This is a genomic window from Pseudomonas kulmbachensis (genome assembly GCF_963681935.1).
Taxonomy (GTDB): Bacteria; Pseudomonadota; Gammaproteobacteria; order Pseudomonadales; family Pseudomonadaceae; genus Aquipseudomonas; species Aquipseudomonas kulmbachensis.
In genome coordinates, this window is record NZ_OY817088.1 from 1,675,629 (window position 1) to 1,695,162 (window position 19,534).

Below are 19,534 nucleotides of genomic sequence, written 5' to 3' on the forward strand. Positions count from 1 at the left end.
ACAACTCTCCCTTCAGTAAATTCAAGTACATCAGGCTACCTCACAAAGGGTACTCGAATCGATCGACAGCGCCACGCGCTGACCGTCCGGGTACAGATCGCCGGGGGAGCGGTTGAGCACATCAACGATCAATTCGACCCCGCGCGTCTCGACGCGATAGCGGATCACATTGCCCAACAGGCTGTGGTTGCGGATCAACGTGTCGGGCTCGCCTTGCAGGCTCAAGCCGAGGGTTTCCGGGCGGATGGCGATGCGGCTGTTGATCGGGCGTTGCAACAGGCGGCTGGCGGTGTCGGAGTCCAGCAGGTTGTAGTTACCGATAAACCCTGCGGCGAACGCGTCTGCCGGTGCGGCATAGAGGGTCTGCGCATTGCCGCTTTGGACGATGTGGCCTTTGTTCATCAAGAAAATACGGTCGCTCATGACCAGGGCTTCTTCCTGATCGTGGGTGACGAATATTGTGGTCAGGCCCAGCTCGCGCTGAATCGTGCGGATCTGCTCGCGCAAGTGCTTGCGAATGCGTGCATCCAGCGCCGACAGTGGTTCATCCAACAGCAGCAGGCGTGGGCGCGTTACCAGCGAGCGCGCCAACGCGACCCGCTGGCACTGGCCACCAGACAGTTGGTGGGGGTAGCGCTTGGCAAAGTCATTGAGTTCCACCAGTTGCAACACTTCGGCCACGCGTTTGTGGCTGTCATCGGCTTTGACCTTTTGCATGCGCAAACCAAATGCCACGTTTTGCTCGACAGTCATGTTGGGGAACAGCGCATAGCTTTGAAATACCATGCCGATCCCGCGTTTTTGCGGGCTCAGCGGCACTATGTCCTGGCCATCCAGAAGGATTTTGCCGCCATCCACCGGGGTTAGCCCCGCGATGCAGCGCAACAGTGTGGACTTGCCGCAGCCGGACGGACCGAGAAGGGTGACGAATTCACCTTTGGCGATGTTGCAGTTGATATCACTGAAGACCGGCGTGCCGGAATAGGATTTTTGCAGGCGTTCGACGCTGACGAAGCTCATTGGCTTTTGTCCTTGTTCAGGAAGGTGGCAACCCAGGTCAACACCAGTACAAAGAGGAAATAGGAGATCACGAGCGCGCTGGTGAAGTGGCCGCTGCTGTTACGCATGTTGTTCAGGAACACCTGCAGGGTTTCGTAGCGGGTGCCCACCAGAATATTGGCAAATACAAACTCGCCAAACAGGAACGAGAACGACAGCAGCAGGGCCACCATCAGGCCTTTGCGCAAATTGGGCAGTACCACCAGAAACGCGGCCTGCCAGGTGCTGGCACCCAGCAGTTGGGCGGAGTCCATCAGGTCGCGCAGGTTGATTGCTTGCAGGTTGTTGGTGATCGCTCGATACATAAAGGGCAGCGCGACGGTGAAATAGCAGCCAATCAGAATCCACGGAGTGCCGACCATTTGCAGCGGGCCGGAACCATATAGCTGCAGCAGGCCTACCGATGACACCACGGGCGGTACGGCAAAAGGCAGCAGGATCAGGATGTTCATCAGCGCATCCAGCTTGGGGAAGTGGTAATGCACCACAAACAGCAGCGGCAAAATCAGAATCACCGACAGTACCAGCGCAGCGACACACACCAGCAGCGACTGGCCGAAAGCGGCAAGAAAACGCGGGTCGCTCCACAGTTGGCTATACCACTTGAAGGTGAAACCACTGGGCAGGATAGTCGCCGACCAACTGCTGGCTATGGAATAAACCAGGGTGCCCAGCAGCGGCAGAAGTAAAATCAGAAACAGCAGCCAGACCACGCTGCGGTGGTAAACGCTGGCAGACGTGGATTCAACGCGCGACATGGTAGCTCCTCTTTAACAGCCACTGATGGACCAGGGTTACCAGGGTCATCAAACCCACCAGAATCACCGCCAAGGCGCTGGCCATATTCGGGTCCAGGCTGATATCACCGGAGACCATCGCGGCAATACGGATGGGCAGTACGTTGAAGTTACCGGTAGTCAACGCATACACCGTGGCGTAGGCGCCCAGGGCGTTGGCCAGCAGAATCACGAAAGTACCGAGCAATGCCGGGGTGAGTACCGGCAGGCCGATATGGCGCCAGAACTGCCAGCTGTTCGCGCCCAGCAAGGAGGCTGATTCGCGCCAGTCTTCGCGCAAGGCATCGAAGGCGGGGTAAAGCAGGAGCACTCCGAGCGGAATCTGGAAATAGGTGTACAGGATGATCAGGCCGGTTTTGGAGTAGAGGTTGAAATCCTGGATGATCCCCGCCTGTTTGAGCATGATCGTGATGCTGCCGTTAAAGCCCAGCAGAATGATGAACGCAAAGGCCAATGGTACACCGGAGAAGTTGCTGGTCATGTTGGCGAACGCGTTAACAAAATTGCGCAGCCGTGAATCCACCTTGCGCAGGGAGTAACTGCCCAGTACGGCGATCACGATGCCAAACAGGCTGGACCAGAAGCTGATCTCCAGGCTGTGCTGAATCGCTTGCAAATAGAATTTCGAGTTGAAGATCTTGATGAAGTTGGCCAAGCCCCAGCCGCTTTCTTCAGATTGCACACTGTGGATCAGTACCCACACCAGCGGGGCAATCTGAAACACGATAAAAAAAACTGCGAAGGGCACCAGGCACAGCAGCGCAAGCCATTTGCCACGACTCATGATGCGGGCCTCAACAGGTCCTGGCACCACGGTTTGTCGTGGGCTACGCCCAGCAGTTCGCAGACGGTGCCACACAGCTCGGTCTGTTTAGGCGCGACATCCGGATTGAGGCTAAAGGCATCCCCCAGCACAAACAGTGGCACTTCACGTTCTTCGGGCAGTAAGCCGTTGTGCGAACGATCGTTGTTCATGCCGTGGTCGGCAGTCACCAGTACTTGGTAGCCAGCGTCCAGCCAGCCTTGCAGATAATCGGCCAGAATGATGTCGGCCGAACGTGCGCTGTTGCGGTATTGCGGGGTGTCGAGACCGTGCTTGTGCCCGGCATCATCGATGTTCATGGGGTGAACCAGTAGAAAGTTCGGCTGGTGCGCCAGGCGCAGGCTTTCGGCGTCGGCGAACAAGTGAGAGTCGGGGTAGTGATCGCTCCAGTAGAAATGCCCGTTCTGAATCGGCAGATCGGCTGCAACGGTATGGCGGTCCCGGGCAACGACGAACGGGGAGCGGTTATACAGTTCGCTGACCCAGTGATAGGCCGCGGCCGCAGTGGTCAGCCCGCCATCACGGGCGTAATGGAACACGCTGCGCTGATTGGACAAGCGCGCCACATTGTTATGCACGATGCCGCTTTCAATCGGCGGCACACCGGTGAGGATACATTCGTAGAGGGGGCGCGACAGTGCAGGCAGTTCGCAGGTGAGCTTGTACAGCGCGCAGCGCCCGGCTCCGACATAAGCCTGCAAATGCCCCATTGCCTGGCGGGCGACCTCGTAATTCAAACCGTCGAGGACTACCAAAATAACGTTGTGTTTCATGTACGGCGACTCCGCAAGCAGATGTAGCATGCCAACCCTGTAGCCGCTGCCGAAGGCTGCGATAGGGCCCGAAGGCCCCCAAAAAGCAGGGCTGCTTCGCAACCCATCGCAGCCAGTGGCAGCGGTTACAGGTGCCGGTTCAGTCAGTTACTGCATATTGATAATGACTTCTTCCTGCCACAGCTGCGGCAAGGCCTTGGAGGTTTTTTCCCAGGCGTCTGCGTCCTTGATCGGCGTTACATTTTTGTACTGATCGTTGGAAAGCAGCTTGGCTTGAACGTCTGCTGGCAGCTTCAGGTGCTCAGCACGAATCGGCCGAGCATTGCCTCGCGCCAGGTTGGTTTGACCGGCATCGCTGAAGATGTATTCGCGGGTCAGTTTGGCCGCGTTCGGGTGCTTGGCGTATTTGTTGATGATGGTGGTGTAGCCCGAGATCACCGAGCCATCGGACGGGATCAGCACCACGTAGTCATCCGGGTTGACCATTTTGGCTTTGTAGCTCAGACCGTTGAAATCCCAGACTACGCCGACTTCCACTTCGCCCTTCTCCATGGTGGCGATGGTCGGGTTGGCCAGAGACAAGCGACCTTGCTTGGCGATGTCAGCAAACATCAGCAGGGCAGGTTGCACGTTCTTCTCATCACCGCCATTGGCCAGCGCAGCTGCCAGCACGCCATTGGTGGCTTGCGCTGCAGTGCTCACGTCACCGATTGAAACCTTGTATTTGCCGGACTTCAGATCAGCCCACTTGGTTGGAACTTCGGAACCGTGCAGCAGCTTTTTATTGACGATAAACGCGATGCTGCCGGTGTAGGCCAGGGCCCAGTTACCGTCCTTGTCCTTGGCCCATGCAGGGATCTGGTCCCAGGTGGTCGGCTTGTACGGCTGGGTCACGCCCTTGGCGACTGCAATCGGGCCGAAGGCTGCGCCTACGTCACCAATGTCGGCGCTGGCGTTGTCTTTTTCTGCTGCAAATTTGGCGACTTCCTGGGCCGAGCTCATGTCAGTGTCGATGTGCTTGAGGCCGTAGAGCTTGTTCAGGTCGGCCCAGGTGCCTTTCCAGTTGGCCCAGTCATCGGGCATGCCGACACTGTTGACCGCACCTTCAGCCTTTGCTGCGGCTTCAAGGGCTTTTAAATCGACATCGGCGGCCATGGCCGACGTGCACAGGGCGATGCTTGAACCTAACAGTGTTGCCAGGAAAAACTGTTTCATCCGAAGCTCCTTGGGCGTTTTCAACGCTGGGTTTTATTGCTCTTTTGCGGTGGGTTGGTCTAGGTCAGCAATACCTGAGCCAATTTAAGCCCGGCAGATGACACTTTAATGTCGGCATTACTTGTGCAGGAGGTGTTGCAGGTCCGCGGGTGTGTTACGAACAAGCTTAGACCATCGACAAGGCCCCGACTGGCAAGGGCTTTGGGGCTTTTCAAGTGGCATGCGGCGCGGCGCTTGTCATGTAACAGTCATATGTTCTGCCTAGGCTGGCAGGCTCAAGGATTGACCCGTTAACAGGTCAGGCCTGCCCACATTTGGTGCTGGACTAGTCCAGATAGGTAACGTTGATGCGAGAAGGTGCACCCAAAGCGGTGACAGCGATCAGTCGCACGCTGCAAGAGCAGATAGAGCACGGCCTGTTGGCGGGCGGCAGTCAGTTACCCGCTGAGCGAAAACTTAGTGAGCTGTTTGCCACCACCCGGGTCACGGTGCGCGAGGCACTGCTGCAGCTTGAGGCTCAAGGGATGGTTTATCGCGAAGAGCGCCGTGGCTGGTTTATTTCACCGCCACGTCTGGCTTACAACCTGATGCAACGCAGCCACTTCCATGCAATGGTCACGGCCCAAGGGCGAGTGCCGACCACCGAAGTGATTTCGGCGCGCCTGCAACCCGCAACGGCGGCGGTGTGCGAACGCCTGCAATTGCCGGCGCTGTCCAGCGTGATCCAGATTTGCCGTGCGCGGCGCATTGATGGGCGGCTGGTGCTGTATGTCGAGCACTACCTGAATCCGCAATATTTCCCACGGATTCTGGAATGTGATCTCACGCAGTCGATCACCGAGCTGTATGCCCGGCACTACGATTTACATTACGGTCGGGTGCGTTTCGAAATCGTGCCCACGGCGTTGCCGATGGAGGCTGCAGCCACGCTCAAGGTTTCAACGGGTAGCCCAGGCTTGCGAATTGCGCGGGTCAATTACGATCAGCACGAACGGCTGATCGATTGCGATCTGGAGTATTGGCGACATGATGCGATTCATGTCGGGGTGGATGTGCTGGAGCGCTGAACCAATGCGTGCTCCGTAGCAGCTGCCGAAGGAACGAGGCTGCGTTCGGCGGCGTAGCCGTCGTAAAACCTGCACCCGCTGTCTATCAGTTAAATCGCGGCCTCAGGTTTTACGATCGCTTCGCAATCGAACGCAGCCTCGTTCCTTCGGCAGCTGCTACATGTCCAGGCATCAATCCTTCTGCAATATTCCGCTGCCCGCAGTTACCACCTGCACACTCAGGCGCGGGGTCGCCAGGTCCAGCCCGGCTTCATCCAGATGCCGTTTGAGCGACAGGTTGAATGCCCGCGACACTTCCCATTGCTTGATCGGAGCAGTCTTGAAACGAGCACGCAAAATGGCGCTGCCGGACTCGAAACTCTCTACCCCCTGGATCTCCAGTGGTGACCAGATATTGCGTCGCTGCAGGGGGTCGGTGCGCATCTTCTGACCGACTTCGCGCATCAGTTTTATCGCGTCGTCGATGTCCATGTTGTAGGGGATCGCAACCCGAAAGATGGCGTAGCCAAATTCGCGGGAATAGTTCTTGATGCTTTTGATTTCGCTGAACGGGATGGTGTGCACGATTCCGTCGATGTCCCGCAGGCGTACCGTACGAATTGTCAGCCCTTCAACAGTGCCCAGGTGCCCACCGACATCGACGTAGTCGTCTATGGCCAGGGAGTCTTCAATGATGATGAACAGGCCGGTGATCAGGTCGGCTACCAGTGACTGTGCACCAAAGCCGATGGCCAGACCGATCACACCGGCACCCGCCAGCAGGGGGGTGACGTTCATGCCCATATTGGCCAGGGCAACGATCAGCGCAATGATGAAGATCGCCACGAACAGCACGTTGCGAATCAGCGGCATCATGGTTTGGGCGCGCGCATTGGCCAGACCTTTGCGCGAGCGGGTCAGGGCGTGATGCACGGCGGTGTCGGAAAGAATCCAGATCAGCCAGGCAAACAGTAGAGTGCCGCCGAGGCTGAACAGCTTGACGCTGATCTCGTGCCCTTCACCCTCGGTGAAGCTGATCAGGGACATGCCCCAGACCCGCAGGCCCAGTTCGATGAACACCAGCCACACAACCAGATGCGCCAGGGTATAGAGGAAGCTTGTCAGACGTTCGGAATACAGCGCGTGACGCTTGTGTCCGCGTTGCGGTTTTTGCGAATGACGTCGCACCAGCCCGTTGATCACCATGCACAACACCACCAGCACGGTGCAGATCAGTGACTGGCGCAATGCAGTGCTGGTATCGCCTGCCGAGACAAACGTCGCGACCAGCGAAACACCAACCAGAATCAGTGCCGGTATATACCAGTAGGTACCGAGGATCTCGATGCTGTCGCTCAAGGCGCGGCGGGTCAGGCGCCGCGACAATGGCTGGTTGCGGATCAGGTGGGCGATGGGGCGGCGGAACCGGATGATAAACAGCCCGGTGGACAGCGCGGCCATCACATTGGCAAACGTAGCTGCCGTATGGGCCAGATGCACGCCGAGGGTCGCAACCAGCCGCGGGTCGCTCAGCGCCTCACCAAACGCTGCGAAGCTGCCGATCCACCACAGCGGGCGAAAAGCCTGGTGCCGCAAAATATGCAGGGCTCGGTGGCGGTGGGGTCCATCGAGCAGCGAGAACAGGATGACGCAAATGGCCGAGAAGCACGTGCCGATAACCAGGGCATAGGCCAGCACCATCGCCAGGTCTTTGCCCAGCGACGACGGCAGGGCGTAGCTCATGTACACCGTGATCATCAGCGCGACCATCCACGGGCCCAGCTTGCGCAAGGCAAAGCGCAGCATGTCGACGGCCTTGGGGTGTTGCGGCAATTCTTCACTAAGGCCAAAACGCACGCGCACACGGTGGCTGACCCAAATCAGCAGTGCGGCCAGCAGGCTCCAGACCATGATGATCAATGCAAAGGCAAAGATGATCGGTATCCATTCGCTGGCTGGCAGCATCAATGCTTCCAGCTCGTCCTGGGCCTGTGATATTTCCTTGGACCAGCGATAGCTCGGGCTGTCTGTGCCGGAGAACTGTTTTTCGAGGTCGGCCAAGGTGCTACCGATCAGACCCAGTACGCCGATTTCGGCTTCGGGCTGGGCTTTTTTGGTGGCATCGCGCAGCTTTTTCAGGTCAGCCAGCAGCTTGCTGCGCTGTTGATCGTTTTCGAGGTTTTTGATCACCTCGTCGAGCGATTGACCCAGCGGCTCGCTCGGTTGTGCCTGGGTTTTATCCGAACTACCCAGGATGCCCGGCAAGCCAACGGCTTGCGCCGACGTCATGGGCAACAGCGTCAGCAGGCAAACCAGCAGGCAATAGGGCAAGGCGAATAGACGAAGAAACACTGGGCGATCAACCTCGAAGGGGGCAAATTGGCCGAGTGTACGCTAGGGCCCGCGATCATTCATTTCTTGTAACCGATAAATAAACGATTGCGGACGCGGAGCAAAAAATCAGAGCGATGACTCGTTCAGTTTGGCGAGGATTTTAAAGATGATGGTGCCGAAAATCAGCAGCATGCCAGCCCAAATCATCAGCACGCCGACGCCACTACTGCGTTCGCGGAAGTTGAAGCCAATGGTCAGCAGCAGCATGCCGCAGACAATGGGAATCATCATGGAGTGGAACGCAGACGTTTCGAACATGGTTATGGACCTGTGGAAAAGAATGATCCCAGTCTAGGTCGGATTACGCAGATGTGTGGTGATGTGTGTCAAAAATGAATCGGCCAGATGCGTAGCCTGTAGCCGCTGCCGCAGGCTGCGATGGGTTTGGCGGCCCTTATCGCAGCCTACGGTAGTGGCTACAAGGCATTTGCCTCATGGCAATTGGTTGCTGGCGTAAAACGCGCTCAACACTTTGACCAGATGCGCCAGGTCATGGCTGCCGGCCAGTTCGCGGATCGAGTGCATGGCGAATGTCGGCAGGCCGATATCCACGGTGCGCACACCCAAATGGCTGGCGGTGATCGGGCCAATCGTCGAGCCGCAACCCATGTCGCTGCGCACCACAAAGCTTTGCACCGGAACTTCCACCGCCATGCACAGGTGACGGAAGAACCCGGCCGTTTCGCTGTTGGTGGCGTAACGCTGATTGCTGTTGACCTTGATCACCGGCCCGGCATTGAGCTTGGGGCCATGATTGGCGTCGTGTTTATCGGCGTAGTTGGGATGAACGCCATGAGCGTTGTCTGCCGAGACCAGCAGCGATTTTTGGATTGTACGTACGTACTCGTCGCCGTCAGGCAGCACACGTTGCAGGATCTGCTCCAGCATCGGGCCATCGGCACCGCAGGCCGAGCAAGAGCCGACTTCTTCGTGGTCGTTGGCCACGAACAGGCAGGTTTCTTCAGTCTCGGTAGTGAGCAGGGCTTGCAGGCCGGCATAGCACGACAACAGGTTGTCGAGGCGCGCACCGGCGATAAAGTCGCCATTAAGGCCGATGACTGCAGCACTTTGGGTGTCGTAGAAACTCAGCTCGTAATCAAGCACTACATCGGCATTGAGGCCGTGCTCACGGGCCAGCTGGTCGGCGAGCAGGGCGCGGAAATCAACACGCTCATCGCCTGCCACTTGAGCCAGGATCGGCGGCAGTTCGGTCTGGGGGTTGATTGCCCAGCCTTCGTTGGCGGTACGATTGAGGTGAATCGCCAGGTTGGGGATGGTCGCAATCGGCGCCTTGAAATCGATCAGTTGGCTTTCGACCTGGCCATCGCGGCGGAAGGTGACTCGCCCAGCGAGCGACAGGTCGCGGTCGAACCAAGGGGCCAGCAAGGCGCCGCCGTAGACTTCGACGCCCAACTGCCAGAAACCCTGGCGTTGCAGTTCAGGCTGAGGCTTGACGCGCAGGCACGGGCTGTCTGTGTGAGCGCCGACCATACGAATGCCGCCTTGCAGCGCAGAGTGACGCCCCAGCTTGAAGGCAACAATGGAAGAGTCATTTCGGGTGACGTAATAGCGACCATTGGCTTCGGTGAACCATGTCTCGCGCTCGTCGAGGCGTTGGTAGCCTGCAGCCTCCAGGCGTTGCACAAGACTGGCAGTGGCATGAAAGGGGGTAGGGGAGGCCTTCAGAAAGTCGATCAGGCCTTGGTTCAACTCTTCGCGCATAAGTTACTCCAGACAGCAAGGCCGCGAGTTTAGCGCATTGATCGCAAGAATTGTTGCGGTGCAATTTCCGTAGCAGCTGCCGTAGGAACGAGGCTGCGTTCGATTGCGAAGCAATCGTAAAATCTGAGTGCGCGTTTTACCTGATAAAACGCGATGCCTGAATTTACGACGGCTGCGCCGCCGACCGCAGCCTCGTTCCTACGGCAGCTGCTACGGAAGCGCCGCAGCAGTCAAAACGGAGCCGGGCACTCAAACCGCAGGCGTTCGCCGGTTTGCGGGTGGGTGAAACTCAGCATGCTGGCGTGCAGGCACAGGCGCGGCCAGGCGGCCAGGGCTTGTGGATGCGCATAAAGGCCATCGCCCAGCAGCGGGTGACCGATAGACAGCATGTGTACCCGTAGCTGGTGCGAGCGGCCGGTGATCGGCGTCAGCTCAACCCGGCAGTAATCGCCGCAGCGTTCCAGAACTTTCCAGAAGGTCAGCGCGTTTTTGCCAAATTCGTGATCAACCACGTGCCGGGGCTTGGTCGGTGGGTCGTAACGCAAGGGCAGGTCGATGCTGCCACTGTCCAGCTCGGGCTGCCCCCAGGCCAGTGCGGTATAGGCCTTTTCGGTTTCACGGTCGTGAAACTGGCGCGACAGTTCGCGATGGGTGTCAGCGTCCCGTGCCAGCAGAATGATCCCGGAGGTTTCCCAGTCCAGTCGATGGACAATGCGCGCCTCGGGATAGCCGTTTTCCTGCAGGCGGGTGATCAAGCAGTCCTTGTTGTCTTCGGCCCGGCCCGGCACCGAAAGCAGCAGGGTCGGCTTGTTGACCACCAGGACGCCAGCGTCCTCATGGATGATGTGAATATTGGACAACGGCATTAAAACAGCCTCTTAACAAACGCCAACGGCGACGAGGGAACCTCCCCCGCAAGGAAGGCGCCCAAGTCGCCGTGGTGTCAGCCGGATCGATTAACGGTCAGGCAGTGTGATGTTGAGTTCCAGAATCGAGCAGCTACCCTCGTTCTCGAGGGCGATCTGTACTTGATCATCCCCGATATTGACGTACTTGCGGATCACCTCGACCAGCTCTTTTTGCAGGGCAGGCAGGTAGTCCGGGGTGCTGCGTTGGCCGCGCTCGTGCGCCACGATGATCTGTAGACGCTCTTTCGCAACCGACGCGGTGCTTGGCGTTTTGCGAGTACGAAAGAAGTCAAAAATGTTCATTGTTTAGTTGCCTCCAAACAGGCGCTCGAAGAATCCCTTCTTCTGTACATCAAGGAACCGGTGCTCCACGGTTTTGCCCAGCAGGCGATCAACAGCATCGCTGTAGGCCTGGCCGGCGTCGCTCTGATCGTCAAGGATCACAGGTACGCCCTGGTTGGAAGCCTTCAGTACAGCCTGGGATTCTGGAATGACGCCCAGCAGGGCCACGGCCAGAATCTCTTTGACGTCTTCAACGCCGAGCATTTCGCCCTTGGAGACGCGGTCCGGGTTGTAGCGGGTCAGCAGCAAGTGTTCCTTGATCGGGTCTTCGCCCTTCTCGGCGCGGCGCGATTTGCTGGCCAGCAGGCCCAGCATGCGGTCCGAGTCACGTACCGAAGACACTTCCGGGTTGGTCACGACAATCGCTTCATCAGCGAAGTACATGGCCAGGTGGGCACCGGTTTCGATGCCTGCCGGGGAATCACACACCACGAATTCGAAGGTCTCTTTAAGTTCCATCAGAACTTTTTCGACGCCTTCCTTGGTCAGTGCATCCTTGTCGCGGGTCTGGCTGGCGGCCAGCACGTAAAGGTTTTCCAGACGCTTGTCTTTGATCAGTGCCTGCTGCAGGTTGGCTTCGCCGTTTACCACGTTGACGAAGTCATACACCACGCGGCGCTCGCAACCCATGATCAGGTCGAGGTTACGCAAGCCGACGTCGAAGTCGACGATTACTGTTTTGTGGCCGCGCAGAGCGAGGCCGGTACCGATAGCGGCGCTGGTGGTGGTCTTACCCACACCACCCTTGCCGGATGTAACCACTAGAATCTTGGCCAAGGTGTTTCACCCCTAAGGAAAAAGGACTTTTTAGCCCCTGAATAACATCTCTATGAACGACTGCAGGTGAACAGCCTTGGCGGGGCATTGTTCAGGTTGCGTTTACGGTGTGTAAATGCGGCCTGATTGTTTGTCCCTACAAGGAAAAGTCTGTTTTCACTACGATTTTGAGATGGTTGGAAAATGGCGAGAGTATCCGTTAAAGCCGGGTGATGTTCAACATGTCACTTGACAGACTGATCTGAACGCCTGTTCCCCACAACGGATCTCGACGCAAGTCTTCAGATACCTTGTACTTGCCTGCAATCGACACCAGTTCGGCGCTCAACTGCTGGCAAAAAATCCGGGCCTTGGTGTTGCCTTTATGACCTGCAAGCGCTCGGCCACGCATTGGCCCGTAAACATGGATGTTGCCATCGGCCATAAGTTCCGCACCGGGGCTGACTGAGGCAATAACTACCAGGTCACAACCTTCGGCATACACCGTCTGGCCGCCGCGTACCGGGCTGGTGATGATTTTCGTCGGCTTGATCACAGGCTCTGGCGGTTTTTCGGGTTTTTTCGGCTGGACCACTTCGACAGGATCAATCGGTCGCTCGCGTGCGCCTGAAGGCGGCAGCACTGGCAGGTCGATGGCGATGGCCGCTGCGATGTCTTCAATGCGATTGGCCCGAATGGCCAGGGTGCGCAAGCCATGCTGGCGGCACACGCGCATCAGCCCGGGCAGATCGATAGCACCTTCGCCGGCGGGCAGTTTGTCCAACGCCAGTACGAGAGGGGTGTTGCTGAAAAAATTTGGTGCCTGAGCCACTTTGGCGGCCAGTTGGCGGTCCAGTGCCTCAAGGTTGTTGTGTGCCAGTTCCAGCACCGTAATGGCGAGCATACTGCCCTTAAGCTGGAACACAGGGGCTTGGTCTAGCGATTCGGTTTGGGTCATGGTCTGTTAACGCGGCTTGTCACTTAAAGTGCTGAGACTTATAACGAGAACGCCCGCGAGCCGCAAGCGGGGTCGAACGATGTAGAATGCCCGGCCATGTGTCTGTCCGGAATCATTAATGGATCGCCCGCGTTTTCGTGCTGCTTTTTTTCATCCGCGCTTTTGGCTGCTTTGGCTAGGGCTGGGCGTGCTGTGGCTGGTTGTTCAACTGCCTTATAAAGTCCAGCTGTGTATCGGCCGAGGGCTGGGTGCGCTGATGTACCGGGTAGCCGGTGATCGTCGGCGCATTGCGACGCGCAACCTTGAATTGTGTTTTCCTGAAAAAACTGCCGCCGAGCGCAAGCAGTTGCTCAAGGACAATTTCGCCTCGACCGGCATCGCTTTTTTTGAAATGGCCATGAGCTGGTGGTGGTCCCGGTCGCGATTGGCCAAGCTGGCCCATGTCGAAGGGCTGGAGCATCTCAAACAGGCCCAGCTGGAAGGCAAGGGTGTGATCCTGATGGCGTTTCACTTCACCACGCTGGAGATTGGCGCCGCCTTGCTCGGTCAGCAGCACACCATCGATGGCATGTACCGCGAGCATAAAAATCCATTGTTCGACTTTATTCAGCGTCGGGGGCGTGAGCGGCATAACGTCGACTCGCTGGCAGTCGAGCGTGATGACGTACGCGGCATGCTCAAGTTGCTGCGCTCCGGGCGGGCGATCTGGTATGCGCCTGATCAGGACTACGGCGCCAAGCAAAGTATCTTCGTGCCGTTGTTCGGTATCGAGGCAGCCACCGTGACTGCCACCAGCAAGTTTGCCCGACTGGGCAAAGCGCAGGTTGTGCCCTTTACTCAACAACGACTGGCCGACGGCAGTGGTTACAAGTTGGTCATTCATCCTCCCCTGAGGGATTTCCCCGGAGAAAGCGATGACGCGGACTGCCTGCGAATCAATCAATGGGTCGAACGGGCGATACGTGAGTGCCCCGAGCAGTATCTGTGGGCCCATCGTCGCTTCAAGACCCGTCCGCCCGGCGAGCCCAAGCTCTACGACAAACGCCGCTGACACATACCCCTGCGAGGGCGACTCGTGATGAGTGCCGTCGCGCCCGTTACGGGCCTGATACTGTCAGGCGGTGGGGCGCGTGCGGCCTATCAGGTTGGCGTGCTGGCGGCGATTGCCGAATTGCTGCCAGCAGGCGCGGCTAATCCGTTTCCAGTGATCGTCGGCACGTCGGCGGGGGCGATCAATGCGGTCAGCCTGGCCAGCGGAGCGATGGATTTCACCCGTGCAGTCGAGAGCCTGACCGCGTTCTGGCAAAACTTTGAAAGCCATCGCGTATTGCGCAGCGACTGGCCGGGAGTTCTGCGTCAGGCCAGTCGGTTTATGTTCCACAGTCTGCTTGGGCTGGGTTCGCAGGTACCGGTGGCGTTGCTCAATAGCTCTCCGTTGCGGGACCTGCTTCACGAAAAGATCAATTTTCAGGGTATTGATCAGGCGATTGCCGGGCAACACCTGCGCGCGGTGGCGGTGACGGCGTTCGGTTATTCCTCGAGCCAGGCCATAACCTTTTATCAGGGCAAGGGCACTATCGATGGCTGGCTGCGTCACCGACGTATTGGTATGCCCACCGCGCTAACAGTAGAGCACTTGCTGGCCAGCTCGGCGATTCCGTTGTTGTTTGCTCCGGTCAGGATTGGTGAGGAGTACTTCGGCGATGGCGCGGTGCGTCAGTCGGCGCCTATCAGTCCTGCCCTGCATTTGGGGGCAACCCGGGTGCTGGTGGTGGGGGTCAGCGGTAACCCGCGCGGGCCGGATCTACAAGGCGCTGAGCCGCGTTACTACAATGCAGCGCAACCTACCCTGGCGCAAATTGGCGGGCATATGCTCAACAGCACGTTTATTGACAGCCTGGAGAGTGATATCGAACTGCTGGAGCGTTTGAATCACTTCAGCCGCTTGCTGCCCCGGCAAACCGATAATCTTGGGCTGGCGCCCGTGGAAGTGCTGGTTATTGCGCCGAGCCAGCCCATCGACGAGATCGCGGCCCGTCATCGACATGAATTGCCTGTTGCGCTGCGTACATTTTTGCGTGGCCCCGGTGCGACCAAGACCAGTGGTGCAGGGGTGCTGAGTTACTTGTTGTTTGAGTCGGGCTATTGCCGCGAGTTGATCGAGCTTGGGCGCCGTGACGCGATGGACAAGCGCGAAGCGCTGTGCCGGTTTTTGCGGGTGTAGTTCATGCGATTTGTGTAGCTGCTGCCGCAGGCTGCGATAAGGTCCGCAGGACCTTCGCATTCGATCAGAATACGGGGGCCGCTGCGCAGCTTTCGCAGGCTGCGGCAGCGGCTACAGATTTTGCCTGTGTGGTTACTCGGCGATCTGCAATTTACGCGCTTCGGTGTAGATATAGCGCAACTTGTCGTACTCAAACGGCGAGTCGAACTGGCCATAGCGGAAGCTGGTGTTGTAACGCTTGTCGACAGCGCCCAGTACCCAGATCTCGGGGTGGCGGGTGCTTTCGTGAGGTACGTTGAGGAAGTTGATTTCCTGGTTGACGCCAAAGTCGACCGCCAGACCGGTGGTGTCACGCAAGTTCGACGGCCCGAGGATAGGCAGCATCAGATAAGCGCCGCCCGGTACTCCATAGAAGCCCAATGTCTGGCCGAAGTCTTCGCTTTGGCGCGGCAGGCCCATTGCCGTAGCCGGGTCCCACAGGCCGCCAACACCCAAAGTCGTGTTGAGCAGCAGGCGCCCTGTAGTTTCCAGAGAACGGTGGCCCTTGAGTTGCAACAGGCTGTTGAACAGGTTGGGTACATCACCCAAGTTGTTGAAGAAGTTACTCACGCCTGTACGCAGAAAGCTCGGCGTAACATAGCGATAACCGTCGACCACCGGCAGGAACACCCACTGGTCGAAGCGGTAGTTGAAGTGGTAGATACGGCGGTTGAGTGACTCCAGCGGGTCATACACATTGAGCGCGTTCATGGTGGCGCGTTCGAACTCGCGCTGATCCAGGCCCGGATTGAACTTGAGCAATTTCAACGGTTGGGTAAAGCCGTCGATATCCGGCGTCAGCTCCGTGTGGGCCTTGCTGTTATCCGCTTGGGCGAACCCTGCGCTGAGCAGGGCGGCAAGAAGCAATAGTTGTTTAGCCACGGAAGAACTCCAGCATAGCGTCAGCGTTGACTCGGTAGTTGAGGTTACCGCAGTGGCCGCCATACGGATAAACCGTCAGGCGATTGCCGAAGGTCTTACGCAGAAACCCCAGGTCGCCAGGGCCAAGGATGATGTCGTCAGCGTTATGCATGACGGCAATTTTCGGGCTGTTTTTAAGGTAGTCCTGGAGCGCGTACAGGCTGACTTGATCGATCAGTTGCAACAGGCTGCCGCCATCAGTTTTGGCGCGCCACATGGGAATCACTTGCTCGGTCAGGTAGCAGTCGAAGTCACACTGCAACGAGCGCTTGAGAAACGGCGTAAGGCTGGTGCCTTCGGTGATCGGGTAGTTCGGCGGAGTGATCAGGCCGCGGCGGTTGATCAGGTCCGAGGTGAACACGATGTCGGCCGACGAAAAGCGGAACACGGTGCCGATCAGCATTGCCATCTGCTCGTTGCTCAGGCGCTCCTTGGAGTTTTGCAGGTCATAGACCAGGGCAGCATTCAGGTCTACACGGCCTTTGTCCTGGAAGTAGCGGGTCAGCTTGTTCAGCACCAGTTCGTAGAAAGTGGTCGTGTTGTTGATGCCTTTGACTTCTGTTTGAACGAGCCTGTCGAGGTTGCTGATGGAGGTGAACAGGTTGACCGGCGGGTTAAGCATCAACACCTTTTTGAAGTTGAAGCTTTTGCGGGTTTCATCCAGGTGGCTGACGAAAGCTGCATCCAGCGCTCCCAGGCTATAGCCTGCCAAGTAGTAGTCGGTTACGGGGAGGCTTGCCTGTTGGGCGCGTACGGCTTGCATCACGTGATACAGGTCTTCGGCGTCGTACTGGCTGATGCCTGGTGTAGCCAGGCGTGAGGCTGCACTCATAAAGTCATAGCTGGTGGGTGATGACAGCTGAACGACGTGATAGCCCTCTTGGTAGAAGAGTTTTTTCAAGTATTCATTGAGGCTACTGTCATAAGCCGCGCCGGTGCCTGCAATCAGAAACATCAGTGGCGCCGGATGATCCTGTTTGGCCATGCGGTAGGTCAGCTTTTTCACGGCCCAAAAATTAGCGGGCAGAGTGAATTCGCGTTCGGGGCGCAGGCTGAGGGTGTAGTCCGACTGGTTGATGTCATCTTCGGCGGGCAGCAGGGGGCGCATGTCCGGCGGAGTGGTGGCAATCGTGGCTTCAAACGGATTGGTAATCGGGTAGCCATACGTTGCGGGGTCGACATCGACCGCCTGTGCGGACGCACTCAAGATAAGGCCGCCCAGTAAGGCAGCGAGGGGCAGAGAACGAAGCATGAAGACTATCCCTAAAAAGGTGCGGAAATGATTCGCAGGCTATGACCACAGGGCTAGTGCTGAAGTGCCGTATGGCGGCACTAAATAAATCCCCACAGAGTCGCAGGCAGGCAAAAGGCTACCCAACGATACACGTTGAATGACTTTAGTTAACAGATATCTGATTGCAAGGCTTGCATAGACGAGGATGGAGATTAAGCTGGGCGCCGCTTTTGTCTATCGGAGTTTTTATGCGACCTCGTTTGCCGTTGATCTTGCTGCTTATCGCCCTGCCTGTGTGGCTCGTGGCCAGTTATGGGCTGCGATACGGCTTGATGGAAGACCCGCAGTGGGTGGGCACGTGTGTTGCTGAGGCTGCGCGCTGGGAATGCCAGTTGCGCTCCAACCTGGGACTGTTGATCCATTTCCGGGTGATGGGCTGGATCGCGTTGGTACTGTCGATTGTCGCGTTCTTTGTGCGCGGACGGGTCGGCAGCGCGCTGGCGGTACTGGCCTTGTTGTTCGGCTTGCCGGCGCTGGCATTGTATAACGCCAGCCTGGCGGTGTTTGCGGTGGTGATTGCAGGGCTGCGATTGGTGCGGGCAGCCAGATAAGAGTTTGTACGATCAGTTGTGGGAGCGAGCCGGCTCGCTCCCACAAGGGGTAATGCTAAAAGGGTGTTATGCGCGCTTGCGCACGCTGCGCCACAGTGCCATCACCATCAGTACGCTCACCAATGCCCATGTCCACGCCTGCTCATTGATCAGGCCCTCGCGGTACAGCTGCACCGGAATGCCCGCGCCTATGATCAATGCCAGCAGCCCGAATTCGCGGCGTGGGCCGGTTACCGGGCGTAGCAGGTAAACCAGTGCAGGCAATAGCAGCGCTGCACTCGGGAAGCTGCGGTAGCGCGGTTCAAATACCAACCCAAGCATCATCACGGCACCGGCAAAACCGGCCGCAGCCAGCCACCAACCCGCACGCCGCTCCAGCAAGTTGAACAGGCGTTCGCGCCAGCCGTCTTTCTGGCCAAGGGCCAATGCGCCATGGGTCAGTACGATCAGGTTCAGGCCAACCAGTAAGCCAGCCCATAGCCACTCGCCAGCAAAGCGGCTGGTGACTGACGCCAGCTCGGCCCAGGCCACGATGCTGCATCCCGCCACAGCCCCCAGTGCTGGCAGCAATAGCGCGGCGCGAGTTGAACGAACCCGCCCGCCAATCAGCAGCGTGCCCAGAAACAGGGTGGCGCCAAGACCTAGCCACACAGGCCAGTGCGGCAGGTTGGACACGGGCCCGGCGAGGATGCCCTTGTCCTGGCGATCGGCATCAAACAAACCCCAGTAACCTCCAACAGCACCTTCGCTGCCACGCTTCCAGGGTTGGTCGAACGCTTCGATCAGGTTGTATTTCCAGCCGTTCTGTTCGGCTAGCGTGACAAAGCCACGAATGAATTTCGCTTCGTTGACCCGGCTCGGCAGGGCGGTTTCACGCTGGCGACCTTCGCTGGGCCAGCCGGTCTCGCCGATCAGAATGTCTTTAGGGGCAAACTTGTTGCCGAACACCTGACGGACCTGCGCCACATGGTTCACTGCCTGATCAATGCCCGCTGGGTCATCTTCCCAGTAAGGCAGCAGGTGGATGGTCAGAAAGTCCACTGCCGGAGCGATTTCCGGGTGTTGCAGCCAGAACTCCCAAACATCTGCGTAAGTGACGGGTTGCTTGACCTGGCTTTTAACCTTGCCGATCAGCTTGACCAGTTGCGGGGCTGTTATTTCTTTGCGCAGCAGGGCTTCGTTGCCGACGATAACCGCGCTGACCACGTCTGGATTGGCGTTGGCCGAGGCGATCAGGGCGTCGACTTCCTGTTCAGTGGCGACAGGGTCGCTGCTGACCCAGGCTCCGATCATCAGTTTCAGGCCGTGCTTGCGTGCCAGCTCCGGCAGGGCTTCAAGGCCTGCCTGGGAGTAGGTGCGAATACATTGAAAGCGCGTGGCGAGCAATGCCAGGTCTGCGTCCATGCGTTCGGCACGCGGTACGAAAGGCTGGTCGAAGGGGGACTGGTCCTTGTCGAACGGCGTGTAGGACGCACATTGCAGTTTGTGGGTCGGTGTCGCGGCATCGGGCAAAATTACCGGTTGGCCAAGGCCGTACCAGAAGCCGGCAATGGCAAACACGCCCAGTAAGCAGGCAAACAGATAAGGCAGCACGGGGAAGCGGGCAGTCGCAGACATGGTCAGGCCGTATGGGAGCAAAGCCGCGCATCTTACCTGCAATTGAGCCGGTTCAGCGCCCGCGTATAATTTTGACATGCAAAGTTCAGGCAGTC

The 19,534-nt window shown here is 58.1% G+C and carries 19 protein-coding genes; 4 read left to right on the plus strand and 15 right to left on the minus strand.

Annotated features, from left to right (window positions below):
* Nucleotides 1-30: 30 nt before the first annotated feature.
* The 5 genes from U5A05_RS07835 to U5A05_RS07855 form a co-directional block, all read right to left on the minus strand.
* On the minus strand, nt 31-1,020 hold the full coding sequence (locus tag U5A05_RS07835; RefSeq protein WP_261741547.1) for an ABC transporter ATP-binding protein: 990 nt from the start codon (nt 1,018-1,020) through the stop codon (nt 31-33).
* Nucleotides 1,017-1,817, minus strand: a complete 801-nt coding sequence (locus U5A05_RS07840) for an ABC transporter permease (RefSeq protein ID WP_261741548.1) — start codon at nt 1,815-1,817, stop codon at nt 1,017-1,019. Before U5A05_RS07840 ends, U5A05_RS07835 begins: the two co-directional genes overlap by 4 nt.
* Entirely contained in the window at nt 1,804-2,640 is an 837-nt protein-coding gene (locus U5A05_RS07845) for an ABC transporter permease (protein WP_261741549.1), read from the minus strand. Before U5A05_RS07845 ends, U5A05_RS07840 begins: the two co-directional genes overlap by 14 nt.
* Nucleotides 2,637-3,452: an alkaline phosphatase family protein gene (locus U5A05_RS07850; protein ID WP_321836065.1), complete on the minus strand. Its 816-nt coding sequence runs from the start codon at nt 3,450-3,452 to the stop codon at nt 2,637-2,639. Before U5A05_RS07850 ends, U5A05_RS07845 begins: the two co-directional genes overlap by 4 nt.
* Before the next feature lie 147 nt (nt 3,453-3,599).
* On the minus strand, nt 3,600-4,667 hold the full coding sequence (locus U5A05_RS07855) for an ABC transporter substrate-binding protein (protein ID WP_321836066.1): 1,068 nt from the start codon (nt 4,665-4,667) through the stop codon (nt 3,600-3,602).
* A gap of 347 nt (nt 4,668-5,014) precedes the next feature.
* Here U5A05_RS07855 and U5A05_RS07860 point away from each other — a divergent pair, with 347 nt between their 5' ends.
* Entirely contained in the window at nt 5,015-5,734 is a 720-nt protein-coding gene (locus U5A05_RS07860) for a UTRA domain-containing protein (protein WP_261741552.1), read from the plus strand.
* A gap of 171 nt (nt 5,735-5,905) precedes the next feature.
* Here U5A05_RS07860 and U5A05_RS07865 read toward each other — a convergent pair whose 3' ends face one another.
* From U5A05_RS07865 to minC, 7 genes are all read right to left on the minus strand, one after another.
* Complete coding sequence (locus U5A05_RS07865; protein ID WP_261741553.1) at nt 5,906-8,065, minus strand: mechanosensitive ion channel family protein; 2,160 nt, start codon at nt 8,063-8,065, stop codon at nt 5,906-5,908.
* A 108-nt stretch (nt 8,066-8,173) separates the two neighbouring features.
* Nucleotides 8,174-8,365 carry a hypothetical protein gene (locus U5A05_RS07870; RefSeq protein WP_261741554.1) on the minus strand — a complete coding sequence of 64 codons (192 nt, stop codon included), beginning with the start codon at nt 8,363-8,365 and terminating at the stop codon, nt 8,174-8,176.
* A 174-nt stretch (nt 8,366-8,539) separates the two neighbouring features.
* Nucleotides 8,540-9,829: a M18 family aminopeptidase gene (locus U5A05_RS07875; protein ID WP_261741555.1), complete on the minus strand. Its 1,290-nt coding sequence runs from the start codon at nt 9,827-9,829 to the stop codon at nt 8,540-8,542.
* Nucleotides 9,830-10,059: 230 nt separating this feature from the next.
* Entirely contained in the window at nt 10,060-10,695 is a 636-nt protein-coding gene (locus U5A05_RS07880; protein WP_261741556.1) for an RluA family pseudouridine synthase, read from the minus strand.
* A 90-nt stretch (nt 10,696-10,785) separates the two neighbouring features.
* Nucleotides 10,786-11,040 carry a cell division topological specificity factor MinE gene (gene minE, locus U5A05_RS07885; RefSeq protein WP_019828577.1) on the minus strand — a complete coding sequence of 85 codons (255 nt, stop codon included), beginning with the start codon at nt 11,038-11,040 and terminating at the stop codon, nt 10,786-10,788.
* Between the two features lie 3 nt (nt 11,041-11,043).
* Complete coding sequence (gene minD, locus U5A05_RS07890) at nt 11,044-11,856, minus strand: septum site-determining protein MinD (RefSeq protein ID WP_048358615.1); 813 nt, start codon at nt 11,854-11,856, stop codon at nt 11,044-11,046.
* A 199-nt stretch (nt 11,857-12,055) separates the two neighbouring features.
* On the minus strand, nt 12,056-12,793 hold the full coding sequence (gene minC, locus U5A05_RS07895) for a septum site-determining protein MinC (RefSeq protein WP_261741557.1): 738 nt from the start codon (nt 12,791-12,793) through the stop codon (nt 12,056-12,058).
* A gap of 118 nt (nt 12,794-12,911) precedes the next feature.
* Between minC and U5A05_RS07900 the strand changes: the two genes are divergently transcribed.
* Nucleotides 12,912-13,844, plus strand: coding sequence for a lipid A biosynthesis lauroyl acyltransferase (locus tag U5A05_RS07900; RefSeq protein WP_321836067.1), 933 nt, complete (start codon nt 12,912-12,914; stop codon nt 13,842-13,844).
* A gap of 27 nt (nt 13,845-13,871) precedes the next feature.
* Complete coding sequence (locus tag U5A05_RS07905) at nt 13,872-15,017, plus strand: patatin-like phospholipase family protein (RefSeq protein ID WP_261741559.1); 1,146 nt, start codon at nt 13,872-13,874, stop codon at nt 15,015-15,017.
* Between the two features lie 132 nt (nt 15,018-15,149).
* On the opposite strand, the gene U5A05_RS07910 is transcribed toward U5A05_RS07905, so the two are convergent.
* Both U5A05_RS07910 and U5A05_RS07915 read right to left on the minus strand, forming a co-directional pair.
* Nucleotides 15,150-15,938, minus strand: a complete 789-nt coding sequence (locus tag U5A05_RS07910) for an MlaA family lipoprotein (protein WP_261741560.1) — start codon at nt 15,936-15,938, stop codon at nt 15,150-15,152.
* Entirely contained in the window at nt 15,931-17,229 is a 1,299-nt protein-coding gene (locus U5A05_RS07915) for a serine/threonine protein kinase (RefSeq protein ID WP_261741561.1), read from the minus strand. The genes U5A05_RS07910 and U5A05_RS07915 overlap by 8 nt, the downstream gene beginning before the upstream one ends.
* Before the next feature lie 230 nt (nt 17,230-17,459).
* Here U5A05_RS07915 and U5A05_RS07920 point away from each other — a divergent pair, with 230 nt between their 5' ends.
* A complete protein-coding gene (locus U5A05_RS07920; RefSeq protein ID WP_321836068.1) occupies nt 17,460-17,822 on the plus strand; it encodes a hypothetical protein in 363 nt (120 codons plus the stop codon).
* A gap of 66 nt (nt 17,823-17,888) precedes the next feature.
* Here the strand turns inward: U5A05_RS07920 and U5A05_RS07925 are convergent, their stop codons facing one another.
* The gene (locus tag U5A05_RS07925) at nt 17,889-19,439 is read right to left on the minus strand and encodes a glycoside hydrolase family 17 protein (RefSeq protein ID WP_321836069.1); all 1,551 of its coding nucleotides are present in this window, start codon (nt 19,437-19,439) and stop codon (nt 17,889-17,891) included.
* Nucleotides 19,440-19,534 lie beyond the last annotated feature (95 nt).

Excerpts from the sequence above, each read along its gene's own strand:
- U5A05_RS07835 (WP_261741547.1), bottom strand. The coding sequence starts at position 1,020 with ATGAGCTTCGTCAGCGTCGAACGCCTGCAAAAATCCTATTCCGGCACG.
- U5A05_RS07840 (WP_261741548.1), bottom strand. The coding sequence starts at position 1,817 with ATGTCGCGCGTTGAATCCACGTCTGCCAGCGTTTACCACCGCAGCGTG.
- U5A05_RS07845 (WP_261741549.1), bottom strand. The coding sequence starts at position 2,640 with ATGAGTCGTGGCAAATGGCTTGCGCTGCTGTGCCTGGTGCCCTTCGCA.
- U5A05_RS07850 (WP_321836065.1), bottom strand. The coding sequence starts at position 3,452 with ATGAAACACAACGTTATTTTGGTAGTCCTCGACGGTTTGAATTACGAG.
- U5A05_RS07855 (WP_321836066.1), bottom strand. The coding sequence starts at position 4,667 with ATGAAACAGTTTTTCCTGGCAACACTGTTAGGTTCAAGCATCGCCCTG.
- U5A05_RS07860 (WP_261741552.1), top strand. The coding sequence starts at position 5,015 with ATGCGAGAAGGTGCACCCAAAGCGGTGACAGCGATCAGTCGCACGCTG.
- U5A05_RS07870 (WP_261741554.1), bottom strand. The coding sequence starts at position 8,365 with ATGTTCGAAACGTCTGCGTTCCACTCCATGATGATTCCCATTGTCTGC.
- U5A05_RS07875 (WP_261741555.1), bottom strand. The coding sequence starts at position 9,829 with ATGCGCGAAGAGTTGAACCAAGGCCTGATCGACTTTCTGAAGGCCTCC.
- U5A05_RS07880 (WP_261741556.1), bottom strand. The coding sequence starts at position 10,695 with ATGCCGTTGTCCAATATTCACATCATCCATGAGGACGCTGGCGTCCTG.
- minE (WP_019828577.1), bottom strand. The coding sequence starts at position 11,040 with ATGAACATTTTTGACTTCTTTCGTACTCGCAAAACGCCAAGCACCGCG.
- minC (WP_261741557.1), bottom strand. The coding sequence starts at position 12,793 with ATGACCCAAACCGAATCGCTAGACCAAGCCCCTGTGTTCCAGCTTAAG.
- U5A05_RS07900 (WP_321836067.1), top strand. The coding sequence starts at position 12,912 with ATGGATCGCCCGCGTTTTCGTGCTGCTTTTTTTCATCCGCGCTTTTGG.
- U5A05_RS07905 (WP_261741559.1), top strand. The coding sequence starts at position 13,872 with ATGAGTGCCGTCGCGCCCGTTACGGGCCTGATACTGTCAGGCGGTGGG.
- U5A05_RS07915 (WP_261741561.1), bottom strand. The coding sequence starts at position 17,229 with ATGCTTCGTTCTCTGCCCCTCGCTGCCTTACTGGGCGGCCTTATCTTG.
- U5A05_RS07920 (WP_321836068.1), top strand. The coding sequence starts at position 17,460 with ATGCGACCTCGTTTGCCGTTGATCTTGCTGCTTATCGCCCTGCCTGTG.
- U5A05_RS07925 (WP_321836069.1), bottom strand. The coding sequence starts at position 19,439 with ATGTCTGCGACTGCCCGCTTCCCCGTGCTGCCTTATCTGTTTGCCTGC.